Below are 17306 nucleotides of genomic sequence, written 5' to 3'. Positions count from 1 at the left end.
GGTCTAACTCCCAATGAGTCAGAACGATTATATTGGGAAAGCTCTAAAACCGTGACCAATTTTAGTTGACCACTACAGTAATCGTCTAAAATGATCTGTGCTTTTCGTTGTAGCAATTCATTTTCTTCCGCCCAGCGGAAGGCTTCATCAATTTGAGGTGTGGTACACAGGGTCGAAAAAACGGAAGAATAGCTACGTGCATGTACCGCTTCCATAAAGGCAATATTAGTGAGTACGGCTTCTTCATGCTGCGTTCTAGCGTCTGCCATCAACGCGGGCGCACCAACGGTATTTTGTATGGTGTCGAGTAGGGTTAATCCAGTAAAAACCCGAATGGTTAGTGTTTGTTCTTCTTTGGTGAGCTGTTTCCATGTTGGGATGTCATTGGACAAAGGGACTTTTTCTGGTAACCAGAAGTTCACCGTGAGTCGGTTCCAAATCTCAAGATCTTTATCATCTTGCATGCGATTCCAGTTGATTGCTCTGACTGGCTGCGGAATGGTCGTTACTGTCATAGTGGGTTCTCCGTAAATCAAAGTGTGCAAGAAACACAGCCATCAACCTGAGTGCCATCGAGTGCTTTTTGGCGCAAACGAATGTAGTAAAGAGTTTTAATTTTATTTTTCCATGCGTAAATCTGCGCTTTATTGATATCACGCGTCGTGACGTTATCGTTGAAGAATAAGGTTAGCGATAAGCCTTGATCGACATGCTGAGTGGCGGCGGCATAGACGTCAATAATGGCTTTTGCCCCTATTTCGTATGCGTCGCGATAGTACTCAAGGTTTGTATTGTCGAGGTACGGGGCAGGGAAGTACACGCGGCCGATTTTACCCTCTTTACGTATTTCCACTTTTGCCGTTACAGGGTGAATGGATGCGGTAGAATCATTGATGTAGCTGATTGAGCCTGTCGGTGGGATCGCCTGTAAATTCCGATTGTAGAGACCGTGCTGCATGACTTGTTGCTTGAGCGTCGCCCAGTCATCTTGGCTAGGTAGTTTTAAGCTTAACGTTGCGAGTAACGCCGTGACTTTTTCAGTTTTGGGCTGAAAACTCTGGTTTAGATATTTATCAAAAAATACGCCACTTGCGTAACTTGACTTGTCAAAACCACAAAAGGTCGCTTGCCTCTGTTTTGCGAGTTGATTAGAGGCGACAAGGCAATGGAATAGTACGGTAGCAAAGTAAACGTTAGTGAAGTCGATGGCTTCTGGGCTGTCGTAGTGGATGTTTTCTCTTGCTAAGAATCCGTGGAGATTCATTTGACCAAGACCAATCGCATGGCTTTCGTCATTACCTTTACGAATGGAAGGAACACTGTCTATCGCAGACATTTCTGAGACCGCATTCAGTGCTTTTATCGATACCGCGATGGTTTGTGGAAGGTTAGCGCCATCTAAGGCTGTGGCAATGTTAATTGAGCCTAAGTTGCATGAGATATCACGTCCTAACTTTGCGTAGCTTAAGTCATCGTTAAACTCAGATGCGTCATTCACTTGAAGAATTTCAGAGCACAAATTAGACATGTTAATCCGACCTTCGATGGGGTTTGCCTGATTAACGGTATCTTCAAACATGATGTAAGGGTAACCAGACTCAAACTGGATCTCGGCCAGTGTTTGGAATAAGACTCGTGCGCTGATCTTATTTTTACGGATCTGAGGGTTATCCACCATTTCTTGGTATTTTTCTGTCACACTAATTTCAGAGAAGGGGATACCATAAATTTTTTCGACGTCGTACGGCGAAAACAGATACATATCTTTATTTTGCTTAGCGAGTTCTAAGGTAATATCGGGGACAACAACCCCTAAACTTAGAGTTTTAATCCTGATTTTTTCATCGGCATTTTCACGTTTTGTATCTAAAAACTGCATAATGTCAGGATGATGAACATTGAGGTAGACTGCGCCAGCCCCTTGCCTTGCCCCTAGCTGATTGGCGTATGAGAAGCTGTCTTCGAGCAATTTCATTACTGGCACCACACCAGAGCTTTGGTTGAGGATCCCTTTAATTGGAGCCCCTTGTTCGCGCAAGTTACTCAGCAAGAGTGCAACTCCACCGCCTCGGCGTGACAGCTGTAATGCGGAGTTGATTGCTCGCCCAATACTTTCCATATTGTCTTCAATTCTTAGCAGAAAGCATGAAATCAACTCGCCCCGACTTTTCTTACCTGAATTGATAAAAGTGGGTGTGGCGGGTTGAAATCGCTGGTGGATGATTTCGGTCATTAGTTGCAGAGCAAATGTTTCATCACCTTGCGCTAACGTTAACGCAGTCATGACGACTCGGTCTTCAAATCGCTCCAAGTACCGCTTTCCATCTCGGGTTTTTAGGGCGTAAGACGTAAAGAATTTATATGCGCCTAGGAAAGTACGAAAACGAAATTTTACTTGATAAGCCGCATTCCAAATTTGGCGAATGAATACAGCGCTATATTGCTGCAAAACGTTGGGTTCGTAATACCCTTCGCAGATCAGATAATCAAGTTTTTCACTCAAGTTATGAAAGAACACAGTGTTTTGATTAACGTGTTGTAGAAAGTACTGACGGGCAGCCTGTTTGTCGGATTCGAATTGAATATTTCCATTTTCGTCGAGCAGATTGAGCATCGCATTGAGCTCATGGTAGTTCAAAGAATGATGAGTGAATGACGTGTCCATGATGGTTCCAAAATTGTTTTAGCCCGTGACGTACCTTGTGTACATCTTGTGGTGTTCCTGACAGTTCAAATCGATACAGCAGTGGCACGTTGCACTTACGTGAAATAATGGTGCCTGATTGGGCAAATAACGCGCCGAAGTTTCGATTCCCAGATGCAATGACCCCTATTAGTAAAGAGCGTGTTTGATTGTTATTGAGTGCTTTAATCACAGATTTAGGGACAGCGCCGCGTCCTTGTCCATCGGCATAAGTTGGGCACACCAGCACAAAAGCGTGTGTTATTTTGGGTGTGGGTTCACCAGAATCTAGCGGTAAACGCAGCGCAGGTAGACCAAGCTGTTTTATAAAGCGTTCGGTGTTACCCGAAGCGCTGGAATAATAAACAAGCATTAGCTGAGCTGCTTGATCATATCGGGACGAAACCCTGACCAATGATGCGAACCCGCGACGACAACAGGTGCTTGCCTGTAGCCCATAGATTGAACTGTGTTCATCGCAGAATCATCTTGAGTTAGGTCGATAACTTTGTGCTTAATTCCTTTCGTTTGAAGTGCTTTCACCGTCGCTGTGCACTGCACGCACTGAGGCTTTGAATAAACAATAATATCCATTTTACTTCCCCTTATATCAATCTTAATGATAATCATTATCCTGCGCCGCTCTATATATGGTATTTGTAAATAATGAAATGTCAATATGTTGTGATTGCATCTAAACCCATAGAAACTTAATGGTTGAATATTAATTGATAATCAATATCATTCTCGTTTGTTGGTGCGAATTGATAAATGGAATGAGGACTGCAACATGAGCGTTCAACGTTCAGAATCAACTGAAATTTCGATTCATGACATGGAGTGGAAGGGGATTAGCTTATCGGAGTCGGCAGCTTGCAGGATTAGACAGCTATCTTCAGATGGGCAGCTATTTCATTTAAGTGTACGACCTTCAGGGTGTACGGGTTTTGCTTATGAGGTAAAGCTTATTAAACAAGTGAAACAATCAGATCTTAAGTTTAATTCTAGGGACGTAGCCTTCTATGTTGCCCTGACTGCAATGCCCATGCTTGATGGCACGAAAATAGATTTTGTTCGCCAAGGGTTAAATAGCAGCTTTGTTTATCACAACCCCAACGTCAAAAATATGTGTGGTTGTGGTGAAAGTTTCGGAGTTTGACAATGTGTGCTGTTGAAACACAACCAGAAGTGGAAGAGATGCTGCAAAGCAGCAACTACAAGCAAGGGTTCTACACCGAATTATCATCAGACACTTTGTCTGTAGGGCTGAATGAAGATGTAGTGCGTGCGATATCGAAAAAGCGTAATGAGCCCGATTGGATGCTGGCATTTAGGTTAGACGCTTTTCGTAAATGGCAGAAAATGGAAGAACCGCATTGGCTTAAAGCTGAGTATTTTGGTCTCGATTATCAAAGTTACAGTTATTACTCTGCGCCTACTTGCGGAAAATGTGATGACTCGACAAACGACGATGATGATGGTTCGAATGCATTTTTAACCAACGAGGTGGAAGCGGCGTTTAAGCAATTGGGTGTCCCTGTTAGAGAGGGGGCTGAAGTTGCGGTGGATGCTATTTTTGATTCTGTTTCTGTTACCACAACCTACCAGAAAGAGCTAAAAGAGCAGGGCATTATTTTTTGCTCATTCAGTGAGGCTATTCATGAATACCCTGACTTAGTACGCCAGTATCTGGGCACAGTTGTTCCTGCTGATGATAACTTTTTTGCCGCTTTGAATGCCGCCGTTGCCTCTGACGGTACCTTTGTTTATATCCCTCAAGGGGTTCGCTGCCCGAGAGAGCTTTCTACTTATTTTAGAATTAATCAAGCAAAGACGGGTCAGTTTGAGCGCACCATCTTGATTGCTGATAAAGGCTCATATGTTAGCTATATCGAAGGTTGCTCGGCGCCAGTGCGTGATTCTTATCAGTTACATGCTGCAGTTGTTGAGGTGATTATTCATCAAGATGCGGAAGTGAAATATTCGACGGTGCAAAATTGGTTTTCAGGTGAAGAAGAAACCAAGGGCGGCATACTTAATTTCGTGACAAAGCGAGCGGTTTGCGAAGGTGCTCATAGCAAGATGTCTTGGACGCAGTCAGAAACAGGTTCCGCTATAACATGGAAATACCCGAGTGTGATCTTGAAAGGCGATCACTCGGTGGGAGAATTCTTCTCTGTGGCGCTGACTAACGGTGTTCAGCAGGCTGATACTGGCACCAAGATGATTCATATCGGTAAAAACACGCGCTCAACGATTATTTCCAAAGGTATCTCGGCGGGTAAAAGCCAAAACAGTTACCGAGGGCTTGTGAAAATATTAGCCAATGCGCAAGGCGCTCGTAATTTTACCCAATGTGACTCGATGCTGATTGGTGCAGATTGTGGCGCCCATACATTTCCTTATGTTGAAGTTAAGAATCCGAGTGCTCAGGTTGAGCATGAAGCGACAACCTCTCGCATCGGTGACGATCAGCTCTTTTACTGTACTCAGCGAGGGATCAGTGAAGATGATGCTATTTCGATGATTGTTAATGGATTCTGTAAAGACGTATTTTCTGAACTACCGCTCGAGTTTGCGGTAGAAGCGCAAAAACTGCTTTCGATTAGCCTCGAACACAGCGTGGGGTAAGCAATATGCTACAAATTAGTGATTTACATGTCAGTGTTGAAGATAAATCTATTCTGCAAGGTATTGATTTACAAGTTAAGCCCGGTGAGGTCCACGCGATTATGGGCCCTAACGGCTCTGGGAAAAGTACCTTGTCTTCAACATTGGCTGGCAAAGAAGATTACCAAGTAGATAAGGGGACGATAGTCTTCAAAGGCAAGCAATTGACCGAGCTCGATCCTGAAGAGCGAGCGGGCGAGGGCGTTTTCTTAGCGTTTCAGTATCCGGTTGAGATCCCTGGGGTCAGTAATAAACTGTTTTTGAAAACCGCGTTGAATGGCATTCGTAAATATCGCGGTGAAGAAGACATTGATCGGTTTGATTTTGAAGATTTACTGGAAGAAAAAGCCCAATTACTAAAAATGCCTATGGATCTGTTACAGCGCTCAGTCAATGAAGGGTTTTCGGGCGGGGAGAAAAAGCGCAATGATATTTTACAAATGGCGGTGCTATCTCCGCAGTTGTGTATTCTAGATGAGACTGATTCAGGGCTCGATATTGATGCACTAAAAGCGGTTTCGGCAGGCGTGAATGCCCTCAGGGATGGCAAGCGTTCATTTATTATGGTGACACACTACCAGCGTATTTTAGATTACATCAAACCTGATTATGTGCATGTGCTCTACAAAGGCAAAATAGTGAAATCGGGTGACCACACATTAGCAAAAGTACTAGAGGAAAAAGGCTATGGGTGGATCACTGGTGAAGAATGATGTGGCACTAATGAAAGATCTGGAGAGCATGGTTCAGTCTGTTCATTGGCAGCAACAGCAATGGGAAAAAATGATCGGAGTTGGGCTTCCAGCAAATAAAGATGAAGCGTGGAAGTACACTTCACTATCAGATTTTAAACAACAGCCACTCCATTATGCGGCTTTTCAACCAGCAGACAATATATCTTATGACAGCTTAAGCCTTAATTTTGATGGCTATCGGTTAGTGTTTTTTGATGGTCTATATTCGGTGCGTTGTTCTGATTGGATCCCAAACGCAATCATTACTCCTGTAGATAAATTATCTGGCCTTGATATTGATGCATTGTCGAAATCTATTCAGCCAGATGCATTTACTTACCTGACTGACGCCACGGCAACAGGGGGAGTATTGATTGAGGTTAAGCCCGATACCGTGATTGATAAACCGATTTACTTGCTTCATATCAGCAGTGGAATGAAAGGTGAAGTGTGTAGTTATCGTCATCATGTAGAACTGGGGCGCTTATCCCAATGTGAGGTGATCGAGCATCATATCTCCTTGGATCAAGGAGGGGGAGTAACGTTATCTCGTTTGAGTGCTGATGTGGGTAAAGGGGCGCATTTTTATCACACTAAATTACTAGAAGAATCGCCACGTCAGCATCATTTTGGTCATAACGATATCATTGTTGATCGTGATGCTAGTGCTCAATCAAATTGCTTTATGCTGTCAGGGTTATTATGCCGTCATCAAACCAGTAGCCTTTTACAAGGCGAAAATGGTTTTGTCGAAATGAATAGCCTCGCTATGCCAGATCATCAACAAACCTTTGATAGTCGAACTTATCTTAGGCACCGAGCAGCGTATTGTCATAGTGAACAATTGCATAAGACCATAGCGAGAGGTGCGTCCAATGGGGTGTTTGATGGCATGATCTATGTTGAACCCCGTGCGCTTAAAACCGATGGGCAGATGGATAGCCACAACTTGCTATTGAGTGAAGCGGCTCAAGTAAACTGTAAACCTCAACTTGAGATATACGCTGATGATGTGAAATGCAGCCATGGCGCGACGACAGGCCAACTCGATTCGAATCAGATCGAATATATGCGTGCACGAGGGATCAAACAGGTGAAAGCGGAGCAGATGATTATCTTTGCGTTTGCCGCTGAAGCCGCGTTTAAGATCCGTCACCCATTGGTGCAACAATACGTATGTGACAAGTTGGAGCTCACTCTGTCTCAACACGCGCCTCAATACGGCTCTCAAGGAGGGCGTAATGACTGAAATCACGTCAATAAATAGCCCTTGGTTCGAAGATTTCCCCGCGTTAAAAACCGAGGTGTATCAAAAGCTGTTGCGCTATCTTGATACTGCCGCGACCGCGCAAATCCCAAGCGCTGTAATAGACAGAATGACGCGTTTTTACCAAAACGACTACGCCAGTGTACACCGTGGCGTTCATTATCTGAGTGCTAAAGCTACGCAAGAGATGGAGCAAGTAAGAACTCAAGTGAGTGATTTTATCGGCGCTGAGTCGGTTAACAACATCATCTTTACCAAAGGGACCACTGAAGCTATCAACCTTGTTGCGCATAGTTATTTGAGATCGCAGCTCTCCCCGAGGGATGAGATCATTGTCACGGAAATGGAGCACCACGCGAACATAGTGCCTTGGCAACTGTTATCGGAACTTTGTGAAGTCACGATCAAGGTTTGGCGGTTGAATGAAAAGAATGTGTTGGACTTGGATGATCTCAAGCTTTTAATCACTAACCGGACACGCCTGATTGCCGTTACCCACATTTCTAATGTACTCGGTACTGTCAATGCAATTAAAGCGATCATTAATTATGCACATAAACGCAACGTTCCTGTTTTAGTCGATGGCGCACAAGCAGTGATGCATCAACAAGTTAATGTGGCTGATTTGGATTGCGATTTTTATGTCTTCTCAGCACATAAGCTCTATGGCCCGACGGGAACTGGGGTTTTATACGCAAAGCGTCGTCACTTGGAACGTATGGTGCCATGGGAAGGTGGGGGCGCAATGATCGATCAAGTGACTTTGCCTATGGGAACGACTTATGGAGAAGCCCCCTGGCGTTTCGAAGCCGGTACGCCAAACATTGCGGGCATTTTGGGTTTAGGTGCGGCAATAGAATATATCGAATCGGTAGGACTGGCAGAAATTGCCAATTATGAAAGCCAGCTGATGGCGTATTTGGTCGATAGCCTTACTCAAGTAAATGGTATAGAGATCTATGGCAACGACGACAATCGAGTGGGTGTGGTGGCTTTTAATATGAAAGGCTTGCACTCTTTTGACGTTGGCGCATTTCTCGACAGGTACGGTGTTGCCATCCGTACTGGCCATCATTGCGCAATGCCATTAATTAAAAAGCTGGGTCAGAGTTCCGTTTGCCGAGCTTCAATAGGTATGTATACACAATCATCTGATATTGATGCGTTGGTGCAAGGTTTAAATAGAATTAATCAGCTGTTGAGGTAGTGATATGACCCCGGAAAAAATAGTTGGTAATTTCAATCGTTGTTGTGATTGGGAAGAGCGTTATTTGTATTTGATAGAGCTTGGGGAGCGTTTACCAAGTTACCCAGATTCAAAGATGACGGCGAAGCATTTAATAAAGGGCTGCCAGAGTAAAGTATGGCTCGATCTTCGTTATGATTCAAAATCAGGGGTACTTAATTTCTTAGCGACTAGCGATGCAGCCATAGTAAGAGGCTTACTTGCTTTACTGCGGATTGCTTATCACGGAAAACTACCGCATGAAGTGTTACTTTTCGATATCCAAGCTTGGTTTGAAGCACTTGACCTAAAATCTCACCTCACACCAGGAAGAACACAAGGGCTAGAGGCTATTGTGAAACAAGTACAAACAAGAATGGCGGATTAAGCGACGATACCAATTTGATTAAGTTTATTGATTAAATTGGTGTTCGTTTGTTGTTCTTAGATAAGAATGGCAAGTAAGTAGAATAAACTGTGTCGTGATTAGGTGTTGGATATAAAGAGTAGATACAGAAAAAAACGCATTAAAGCGTTTGACCTAAATGATAAGTTTTAGCATGAAGAAAACTGGAGCGGGCAGCGGGAATCGAACCCGCATCATCAGCTTGGAAGGCTGAGGTAATAGCCATTATACGATGCCCGCTTAATTCTGAATTAGATTCAGGAGGTGATTTGCATCGAACGAGATACATAATGGCAAATTTTCAGTTTAAAGAAAGTGCTTATTTCTCGGGTGTGACATGCGTCACATTATTGCTTGTTAAGTGCTTAATAAACAATCTTTTAGCTGTTTTTATCACAGGGTTTGCTCTGAACAAGTGACGCATTCGTTGCGACTCATACCTTCATTGTTCAGAGCAGCTTCAGGCTTAGTATTCCCCTTCCTGTTGTTTCTTCTGTTTGATCTGCCAATGTTCTTGTGGATCGTAGTTGTCATCACAGATGTCGATTGAGAACCCCATGTCGACCACTTCTTTCAATGTGAGGTTATCTGCGAGCTGGGCTGTTTCACCGTGAGAATTCTTAAATTCCATATTTATCTCCCTTGATGCATTACATCAGTGGCTGTACAAGTGACATCTTTAACAGCGATATAAGTTAGAGCTTGCTTCTGTGGGAGCTCATTAAACGTGAGTGCTGACCAGAGAAGCTACCCAGTAACTTATTTACGTTGGTTTAAATATAGGACTCAATAAGCACTTTTTCCTGTTCGCAGCAATTGGGCGAGGTAGGTGCTGTCATGAAAATAGGTTCCACACGCACTCTTCCTATTCAACATCATGGCCTTATGGCGATTTACTATACATTTACATCATCAAACCCATATAAAGAGTAACGTTTTTACGTGATAGCGATTAAACTGTATAAATATACAGTTGTTCGTTTACGGTGATGAAAAGTATGGCTCTACTTCCTTTTTTTACAGAATCAGTTCGTTGTGGTTTTCCGTCTCCAGCTGATGGCCATGAGGAAAGTTTAGATCTTGATGATTTTCTGATCCGTAACCCTAATGCGACGTTTATGCTACGTGCTGCGGGAGATTCGATGACTGATATTGGGATCTACGATGGTGATTTATTGGTGGTTGATAGAGCTGAACCTATAGCGCCTGGGCGGATTGTTATTGCTCGAATTTACGATGAGTTTACTTGTAAGCGTTTAATTCGTCATGACGGAGCGTGGTGGTTGAAAGCGGAAAGTAGCATGATGGCACCTTTCCCGTTACCAGAAGATTCAGAGATCTTTGGCGTTGTGACACGCAATATTCACGATTTACTGAGCGCATAATGGCCATTGCACTTGATGGTTATCGAAACCAAGTTTGGGCGCTGGTGGATGCAAAATCTTTCTATTGTTCTTGTGAGCAGCTATTCGACCCGAAACTTGCCAATAAGCCAGTTGTAGTATTAAGCAACAATGATGGCTGCTGCGTAGCGATGACACCAGAAGCCAAAGCGCTTGGCATTAAGCGGGGAGCACCATGGTTTAAGATTGCGCATGAAGCCAAACGGCTTGGTGTCCATGTTCGTAGCTCTAATTACACCTTGTACGCTGATATGAGCCGTAGATTCATTGAAGAATTAAGCCAGTTTTCACCCCATGTAGAGCAATACAGCATAGATGAAGCGTTCATTCGCCTTGATGGCTTCAAACTAAATGAGCTAACCGAATATGGCCGTGAAATGAAAGCGACGATTGAGCGTAATATTGGCTTACCTGTGCGTGTTGGAATAGGGGCGACACCGACCTTGGCTAAGCTTGGCAATCAAGCCGCTAAACTGTACGAGCAAAAAGTAAAAGGCGTGATCCAGATTGATTCCGACCACAAACGCCGATGGCTATTGGAACGGACAGATGTTCAATCGCTATGGGGGGTAGGCGCGAAAACTGCAACACGATTACAAACCACAGGCATTTCTAGTGCATTGCAATTAGCCGATAGCGATCCGTCGGATATTAAACGGCTTTGGAATGTGGGTTTAGCCCGTACAGTCTTAGAGCTACAAGGCATTGCTTGCATAGATCCTGGTGATATTGATGATGTTAAAAAGCAGATATTATCAAGTCGTAGTTTTGGGGTAGGGATCTCTAATTTTGATGATCTAAAAGCTGCTCTTGCATTTCATTGTCAGCGCGCTGGTGAAAAGCTTCGTCGGCAGGGGAGCCAAGCAAATGTTGTTGGTGTGTTTCTACGAACGAACCGTCATAAGAATACGCCTCAGCATAATCGAAGCAGTGCTATACCGTTAGCGTGCCCGAGCCAAGATACGTATAAATTTTTAGATTGTGCTTTGCATCAACTGGCGCAAATCTACCGCTCTGGTTATGAGTATCAAAAAGTAGGGGTGATTTTAGATGAGTTATCCGATGCGGGGAATGATGCATTCCAACTTGATATGTTTGATACAAGTGCATTGGTCGAGTCAAAACGCAGAGACTTAATGTCGATCAGCGATACAATAAATACCCGCTATAAAAACGGCTTGAAGCCAGCTTCTGTAATGAGCTCGACTAATTGGCACATGAGGCAAGCATTTCGGTCTAATCGCTGGACAACTCGGCTTGATGAACTTCAACACGCTAAGTGCTAGATGCTAAGCACCAAGTTCGATACACAAAGTATTGGGTGTATAGTATTGGATGTATAGTATTTTAGATATTACAGGGGTTGTTCTACATAAACCCTTTGACTTTAATTTGAGTGCCTAAGCACTGTTCTACTAATGCTTGGCGTGTTAATAGCCAAGATCGCCTGTTATTATTTCCGACGGTTATAACTCGCCACCGACCCATTCCCCTCTATAAGAATAAATCCATTTTCTTAATATGCTTATCAAAACTTATAGGTTAACTAACTGTTAGTTAATCTGTAATGATTATGTATCCAACTCGCAACCGCTTAAATCCTGATTTCTCCTCCTTGGTCTTCTAAGGCTAGAAGTCATCCGTAATCTCATCATTAATGACCATTGAGCTTTGGGGTATAAGAAAAATAAGCGTAATGTTTGACGTGTGTTCTTATTTTATATTGTAATTTGGTGTAGCATGCGTTTTTGTACATTCTGACTCGTAAACTAGACACTTAAGCAAAACTAAGTGTGCGGTAGCGTGGGTGAAAACTATTACTTATCAATCGGGCTTATTACACCGGTATGATGAATGCCTGCCACATGTGTGTAAATTTGTGTTGTTTTGATGTCTGAATGGCCAAGCAGCTCTTGGATGTTTCGAATATCGGTACCGCTTTCTAATAGCCGTGTAGCAAAACTGTGCCTAAAAGTGTGGCAGCCTGCTTTCTTCGCAATATTTGATGCCGCGATGGCTAGCTTCACTCGGCGTTGCATTGTTCGATCCATGATGTGGTGGCGTAACTGTCTACCCGTTCGAGGATCTTTGCTGATTTTTGACGCCGAGAATAGATATTGCCAGTGCAATGACTTTGCATGGTTAGGGTATTTTCTTGCTAAAGCAAAAGGCATATAAACCTCACCAAAGTTATTACTTAGATCTCTCTCATGGGTAAGGCTCACTTGTGCAATTTGCTTACTAAGGTCGTTATAGAGTGATTTTGCCAGTAATGTTTGTCTGTCTTTATTTCCTTTGCCACTCCGCACAGTGACTGTGCCTGCATTGAAGTCGATGTCATTTAGCCTCAATCTTAGTGCTTCATTAAGACGAAGACCGCTGCCATACATAAGTTGAGCGATAAGCTTGAAAGGGTAATCCAGTGCATTTATAACAGCTGTTGCTTCACTATGAGAGAAAACGACAGGCAACTTGATCGCTTTTTTTGATTTACAAAAGGCGAGATCATCAACTTGAAGTTTTAAAAACTCACGACATAAAAACACAAGTGCGTTCAGTGCTGTTTTTTGCGTGTTTGGTGATACATTTCGTTTAATCACTAAAAATTCAAGATAAGCTGAAATATCCTCTGAGCGAATGTCATGCTGGTTTTTATATTTTCCATACTTGATAAAACGCACAGCCCAATACAAATAGGTTTTCTCACTACTATAAGCAAGTCCTCGCGCTCGCATATAGCGACAATAACGTTGAGTGAAATTGTTTGAGTGTTGCTTTAACGGGGTTGGTATATCCATACTCAAAAAGTTAGCTGTTTATATATACAGTTAATCTAGATTAGATATACAGTATGTACAAGTAACCAGTAAATTTGATTGTCATAGTCGTGATTAGAGCAAATAACACTGAAAATGAGTGCTAGGTCAGTTTCAAATTAGAGAAAAAAAGATACACGTCATCGATACGTATATCTACCCGCACTGGTAGGTTTTACGACTCGGTTACGTAGAAGAAAATGTTAACCCTATTTAGTGAAGGACAACAATAATGGCTAGGAAATTAATAATATTTGGAAATGGACTGGGAATGGCAATTGATGCTGCTCATTTTTCATTGGCTGACGCTTTGGAAAATATCTGGGAGAGAGATGAGTTTTTAACTCTTGAGCAGCAACAATTGATAGAGCGTTGTTTAGGTAGAGGCGGTGCACCCGAAGGAGAGCATGAGCTAGATTTACTTCATCAAGCAGTAACTTATTGTAAATCTTTGAACAGGATTGGAGATGGTGATGTTCATTGGTTAACAGAAGATGGACAAAGTTTTCCTGAAATAACTGCAACATACATCCATAAAGTAGCTACTCACTTGCACAATTATGATGGTGAATTACCCGATGATTTTGAAAGAAATTTAGTGGAATTCATTAAAACAACGCGTTCTCATGTGGCAACGTTGAATTATGATAAGTTATTGTATAACTCATTCATAGATAACGACATTTTTAACGGTTATCGAGGCTACCTTGTGGATGGAATGCTTGATAGTGGCTTTTCCTCTGAAGCAATGGAGAGGATGTATGGCAATAATTTTGGCTATTATCTGCACCTGCATGGCTCGCCTCTGTTTGTAAATCGAAATGATGAGATTGTTAAGTTACCTAGGCACCGACTTTCTGTTGATAGAAATGAAGCAAGTGAACATGTTGTTTTAACTCATGTAAAACATAAGCCATCAGTCATTGCTGCTTCTAGTGCATTATCGACATATTGGGATTATCTACGGTTCGCACTATCTGAAGCAACAGAAGTAATCCTCTTTGGGTACTCAGGGCTTGATAATCATTTAAATATGCTTCTTCGTCCTTATCTAAATGCTAAACCCTTGAGAATTGTTGAATGGTCTGGAGCTGGTGAGCAGCAAGAGCGTGAACAATATTGGGAAAGTAAACTTGGTCAGGCCGTAGCGGTTGTAAGGTTAGATAACGTTACTGAGTTTGTGGATTGGTAAACCATAGGGTTAACAAAGGCATCAAGGTGACGCGTTACACTCGGCGGTTTTGGTATGAAGTAAGGTGCGCTTTGTGAGTTCAATGTGGCGCACCTTATGCCAAGCGTTATAACGTTGTTTGAATAAGGAGGTTCCTAATGGATGAACAATTAAAATTAGAAATTAATACGATCCGTGATGTTTTAGATTCATTTGAAAAATCAGATTTTGATTCAATGTCTAGTTTTTATCATTCTTCTGGATTTCCAAGAGGTTGTTGCGGAGATGCCACAGATTTATTGGCTCTTTATATAAGTAAGTATCATAATAAAAGTTCAACCTATGTTTGTGGTGTTGGGCTTGGTGATAACCCAAATCAATCTCATGCATGGCTTATTTGTGATGACTACCTTATTGATATTACAGCAGACCAATTTAACGATAAGGGATATAATTTACCTCGCGTAATTCTCACTAAACAGAGTGATTTTCATTGTTTATTTCAAAGTGTCAAATCTCATGTTTTCGACGCAGGTAGTTTAAATCAATCAGCAATACCAAGAGTGTTAATCAAAGTGGTAGGCAAAATGGAAGCTACAGCGTAATCGTTATAACAAAGCAATCAACACGATTTATTACATTCGGCATTGTAGGTTTGCCTTTGGTTTCAGTGTTTAAGGTAGTAAAATTCAGCTAAGCCGTCGTAGTAATAAACGTGTTATTGCGGCGTTACCCGACTTGGTTGAGTTTTTTTGCTTACTTTACTCCGCAGTCGCTGCTAGTTGCTCAATTCCAGATAAATTCGTATGCAGTTAGAGTCGTTAGTCGTTCATAGCGGCTTCCTATTTTTAAACGTCTCAACGACTTGCGTGAATGTTCGCTGGTAACCGCGCCAACTTCATTATCTGTTTTAACTATGGTTCGGCCGTGGCGGTTGATGCTCTGCGTACTCCCAGTTCTTAAACTTCTCAACTATTGCCGTGTCATCATCGAGGAATGCCGCTTTCAATATTGTTGTCGGTGCGCTGGCAGGGAAGTGGTTACATTTTGGTGGTTGCCGAAAGAAATAGCATTGTGGGTGTTGTTCGCGGCTTTAGTTTGGGCTGCGTTGTTATCAATATTGGCGAGCGTTTCTGGTTCATCTTTTCTAGGTAAACCATAGTGCTAACTTCATCGTAGCCGCTATTTTGTGGGTAAACGCGCAGTAATTTTCGTGGTTATAGTTTTGAATTTGTTTACCTTGAGTTAGGTGTTTGTCGCGCTTAATTAGCGCAGTTTTTAGTTTCACTTCATCATGGCAGGCAAGCTGCTTAACCCAAGTCGAACGGCCGGGTAACAAGGCCATTAATACGACCACCAACGCTCGGCATTCTCGGTCTGAATTGGCTGCGGTGTTTTCGGTGGTCTATCAATATTATCGTAATACGTTGTGGCGTATTATGGCTGGCGTTACCCGACTTGGTTGAGTTCTTTTTGTGTACTTAACTCCGCTGTCGCTGTGAGTTAGTCAATTCCAGAAGTATTCGTATGCAGTTAGAGTAGTTCCTCGTTTATAGTGGCTTCTTATTTTTAAACGTCTCAACGACTTGCGTGAATGTTCACTGGTAACCGCGCCAACTCTTTTATTGAGTTTTAACCATGGTTCGGCCGTGGCGGTTGATGCTCCTCGTACTTACTCGCTCTTAAATTTCTCAGCTATTAACGAGTCATCATCGAGGAATGCCGCTTTCAATATTGTGGTCGGTGCGTTGGCAGGGAAGTGGTTACATTTTGGTGATTTCCGAAAGAAATAGAATGGTGGGCGATGTTCGCGGCTTTAGTTTGGGCTGCCTTTTTATCAATTTTATGGCAAATGTAAGGTGCGGCTTCACTAGGTAAACCATAGTGCTAACTTCATCGTTGCCGCTATTTTGCGGGTAAACGCGCAGTAATTTCCGTGGTTATAGCTTTGAATTTGTCAGCCTTGAGCTGGGTGTTTGTCGCGCCTAATCAGCACAGTTTTTAATTGCACTTCATCATGGCAGGCAAGCTGCTTTAACCAAGTCAAACGGCCGGGTAACAAAGGCATTAATGTGACGCCTGACACTCGGCGGTTTTGGTTTGAAGTGTATTTGGTTTTGTAAGTTCAGCGTTGGCGCACCTTATGCCAAGGCGTTACCCGACTTGGTTAAGTTCTTTTTGCTTACCTAACTTCGCAGTTGCTATGCGTTGGTCAATTCCAGATAAATCCGTATGCAGTAAGAATCGTTCCTCGTTTGTAGCGGCTTCTTATTTTTACCGTCTCAACGACTTACGTGAATGTTCGCTGATAACCGCGCCAACTTCTGTACTTTGTATTAACCATGGTTCGGCCGTGGCGGTTGCGACTCTGTGTACTCACCAGTTCTTAAACTTCTCAGCTATTGTCGCACCATCATCGAGGAATGCCGCTTTCAATATTGTGGCCGGTTCGTTGGTAGGGAAGTGGTTACATTTTGGTGGTTGTCGTAAGCAGTAGCATTGTGCGCGATGTTCGCGGCTTTAGCTTGGGTTGCCTTTTAATCAATATTGGCGAGCGTTTCTGGTTCATCTTTCTAGGTAAACCATAGTGCTAACTTCATCGTAGCCGCTATTTTGTGGGTAAACGCGCAGTAATTTTCGTGGTTATAGTTTTGAATTTGTCGGCTTTGAGTTGGGTGTTTGTCGCGCTTAATCAGTGCAATTTTTAACTGCATTTCATCATGGCAGGCAAGCTGCTTAACCCAAGCCAAACGGCCGGGTAACAATGGCATTAATGTGACGCCAGACACTCGGCGATTTTGGTTTGAAGTGTATTTGGTTTTGTAAGTTCGCGTTGGCGCACCTTATGCCAAGGCGTTAAATCTGCCGAGCAAGCTCGGGGAGTGAGCGCTGTCAGATATTGCGTATCTGCTTCTAATATAGCCTAAATTT

At 42.9% G+C, this 17306-nt stretch carries 18 protein-coding genes, 1 tRNA gene and 1 pseudogene; 11 read left to right on the top strand and 9 right to left on the bottom strand.

Annotated features, from left to right (window positions below; translation table 11 throughout):
• Nucleotides 1-77: 77 nt before the first annotated feature.
• The 4 genes and pseudogenes from ASV53_RS14885 to nrdH all read right to left on the bottom strand — a co-directional run.
• Nucleotides 78-515 (bottom strand): annotated as a pseudogene (locus ASV53_RS14885) (ribonucleotide-diphosphate reductase subunit beta); the annotation flags it as partial.
• Nucleotides 516-532: 17 nt separating this feature from the next.
• Nucleotides 533-2665: a class 1b ribonucleoside-diphosphate reductase subunit alpha gene (gene nrdE, locus ASV53_RS14880; RefSeq protein WP_094957638.1), complete on the bottom strand. Its 2133-nt coding sequence runs from the start codon at nt 2663-2665 to the stop codon at nt 533-535.
• On the bottom strand, nt 2625-3056 hold the full coding sequence (gene nrdI / locus ASV53_RS14875) for a class Ib ribonucleoside-diphosphate reductase assembly flavoprotein NrdI (RefSeq protein WP_094957637.1): 432 nt from the start codon (nt 3054-3056) through the stop codon (nt 2625-2627). Before nrdI ends, nrdE begins: the two co-directional genes overlap by 41 nt.
• Entirely contained in the window at nt 3056-3277 is a 222-nt protein-coding gene (nrdH, locus tag ASV53_RS14870) for a glutaredoxin-like protein NrdH (RefSeq protein ID WP_062687777.1), read from the bottom strand. Before nrdH ends, nrdI begins: the two co-directional genes overlap by 1 nt.
• A gap of 196 nt (nt 3278-3473) precedes the next feature.
• Here nrdH and ASV53_RS14865 point away from each other — a divergent pair, with 196 nt between their 5' ends.
• Genes ASV53_RS14865 through ASV53_RS14840 form a run of 6 tightly spaced genes read left to right on the top strand, consistent with a single transcriptional unit; the run spans nt 3474 to nt 8967 of the window.
• On the top strand, nt 3474-3842 hold the full coding sequence (locus ASV53_RS14865) for an iron-sulfur cluster assembly accessory protein (RefSeq protein WP_094957636.1): 369 nt from the start codon (nt 3474-3476) through the stop codon (nt 3840-3842).
• 2 nt (nt 3843-3844) lie between these two features.
• Entirely contained in the window at nt 3845-5314 is a 1470-nt protein-coding gene (gene sufB / locus ASV53_RS14860; protein ID WP_094957635.1) for a Fe-S cluster assembly protein SufB, read from the top strand.
• Between the two features lie 5 nt (nt 5315-5319).
• A complete protein-coding gene (gene sufC / locus ASV53_RS14855; protein WP_094957634.1) occupies nt 5320-6066 on the top strand; it encodes a Fe-S cluster assembly ATPase SufC in 747 nt (248 codons plus the stop codon).
• On the top strand, nt 6041-7336 hold the full coding sequence (gene sufD, locus ASV53_RS14850) for a Fe-S cluster assembly protein SufD (protein ID WP_094957633.1): 1296 nt from the start codon (nt 6041-6043) through the stop codon (nt 7334-7336). Before sufC ends, sufD begins: the two co-directional genes overlap by 26 nt.
• On the top strand, nt 7329-8561 hold the full coding sequence (locus ASV53_RS14845; RefSeq protein ID WP_094957632.1) for a SufS family cysteine desulfurase: 1233 nt from the start codon (nt 7329-7331) through the stop codon (nt 8559-8561). The genes sufD and ASV53_RS14845 overlap by 8 nt, the downstream gene beginning before the upstream one ends.
• A gap of 4 nt (nt 8562-8565) precedes the next feature.
• A complete protein-coding gene (locus ASV53_RS14840; protein ID WP_062687778.1) occupies nt 8566-8967 on the top strand; it encodes a SufE family protein in 402 nt (133 codons plus the stop codon).
• A gap of 183 nt (nt 8968-9150) precedes the next feature.
• Here the strand turns inward: ASV53_RS14840 and ASV53_RS14835 are convergent.
• Nucleotides 9151-9225, bottom strand: a tRNA-Gly gene (locus ASV53_RS14835).
• A gap of 226 nt (nt 9226-9451) precedes the next feature.
• Nucleotides 9452-9616 (bottom strand): hypothetical protein, encoded by a 165-nt coding sequence (locus tag ASV53_RS25485; RefSeq protein ID WP_162845618.1) that lies wholly within the window; start codon nt 9614-9616, stop codon nt 9452-9454.
• A 367-nt stretch (nt 9617-9983) separates the two neighbouring features.
• On the opposite strand from ASV53_RS25485, the gene ASV53_RS14830 reads away from it, so the two are divergent.
• Both ASV53_RS14830 and ASV53_RS14825 read left to right on the top strand, forming a co-directional pair.
• The gene (locus ASV53_RS14830; protein ID WP_062687779.1) at nt 9984-10370 is read left to right on the top strand and encodes a LexA family protein; all 387 of its coding nucleotides are present in this window, start codon (nt 9984-9986) and stop codon (nt 10368-10370) included.
• Entirely contained in the window at nt 10370-11674 is a 1305-nt protein-coding gene (locus tag ASV53_RS14825; RefSeq protein WP_094957630.1) for a Y-family DNA polymerase, read from the top strand. The genes ASV53_RS14830 and ASV53_RS14825 overlap by 1 nt, the downstream gene beginning before the upstream one ends.
• A 531-nt stretch (nt 11675-12205) precedes the next feature.
• Here the strand turns inward: ASV53_RS14825 and ASV53_RS14820 are convergent.
• The gene (locus ASV53_RS14820; RefSeq protein WP_094957629.1) at nt 12206-13186 is read right to left on the bottom strand and encodes an integron integrase; all 981 of its coding nucleotides are present in this window, start codon (nt 13184-13186) and stop codon (nt 12206-12208) included.
• Nucleotides 13187-13436: 250 nt separating this feature from the next.
• Between ASV53_RS14820 and ASV53_RS14815 the strand changes: the two genes are divergently transcribed.
• Nucleotides 13437-14396 carry a DUF4917 family protein gene (locus tag ASV53_RS14815; protein WP_094957628.1) on the top strand — a complete coding sequence of 320 codons (960 nt, stop codon included), beginning with the start codon at nt 13437-13439 and terminating at the stop codon, nt 14394-14396.
• Between the two features lie 137 nt (nt 14397-14533).
• On the top strand, nt 14534-14980 hold the full coding sequence (locus ASV53_RS14810; RefSeq protein ID WP_094957627.1) for a hypothetical protein: 447 nt from the start codon (nt 14534-14536) through the stop codon (nt 14978-14980).
• Between the two features lie 542 nt (nt 14981-15522).
• On the opposite strand, the gene ASV53_RS14805 is transcribed toward ASV53_RS14810, so the two are convergent.
• Entirely contained in the window at nt 15523-15720 is a 198-nt protein-coding gene (locus ASV53_RS14805) for a hypothetical protein (RefSeq protein ID WP_094957626.1), read from the bottom strand.
• A 798-nt stretch (nt 15721-16518) separates the two neighbouring features.
• Between ASV53_RS14805 and ASV53_RS14800 the strand changes: the two genes are divergently transcribed.
• Complete coding sequence (locus ASV53_RS14800; protein WP_094957625.1) at nt 16519-16872, top strand: hypothetical protein; 354 nt, start codon at nt 16519-16521, stop codon at nt 16870-16872.
• A gap of 76 nt (nt 16873-16948) precedes the next feature.
• Here the strand turns inward: ASV53_RS14800 and ASV53_RS14795 are convergent, their stop codons facing one another.
• Nucleotides 16949-17146 carry a hypothetical protein gene (locus ASV53_RS14795; RefSeq protein ID WP_094957624.1) on the bottom strand — a complete coding sequence of 66 codons (198 nt, stop codon included), beginning with the start codon at nt 17144-17146 and terminating at the stop codon, nt 16949-16951.
• Between the last annotated feature and the right edge of the window lie 160 nt (nt 17147-17306).

The organism is Photobacterium sanguinicancri, assembly GCF_002265265.1.
GTDB lineage: Bacteria > Pseudomonadota > Gammaproteobacteria > Enterobacterales > Vibrionaceae > Photobacterium > Photobacterium sanguinicancri.
This window is presented reverse-complemented; position numbering and strand designations above follow the sequence as displayed.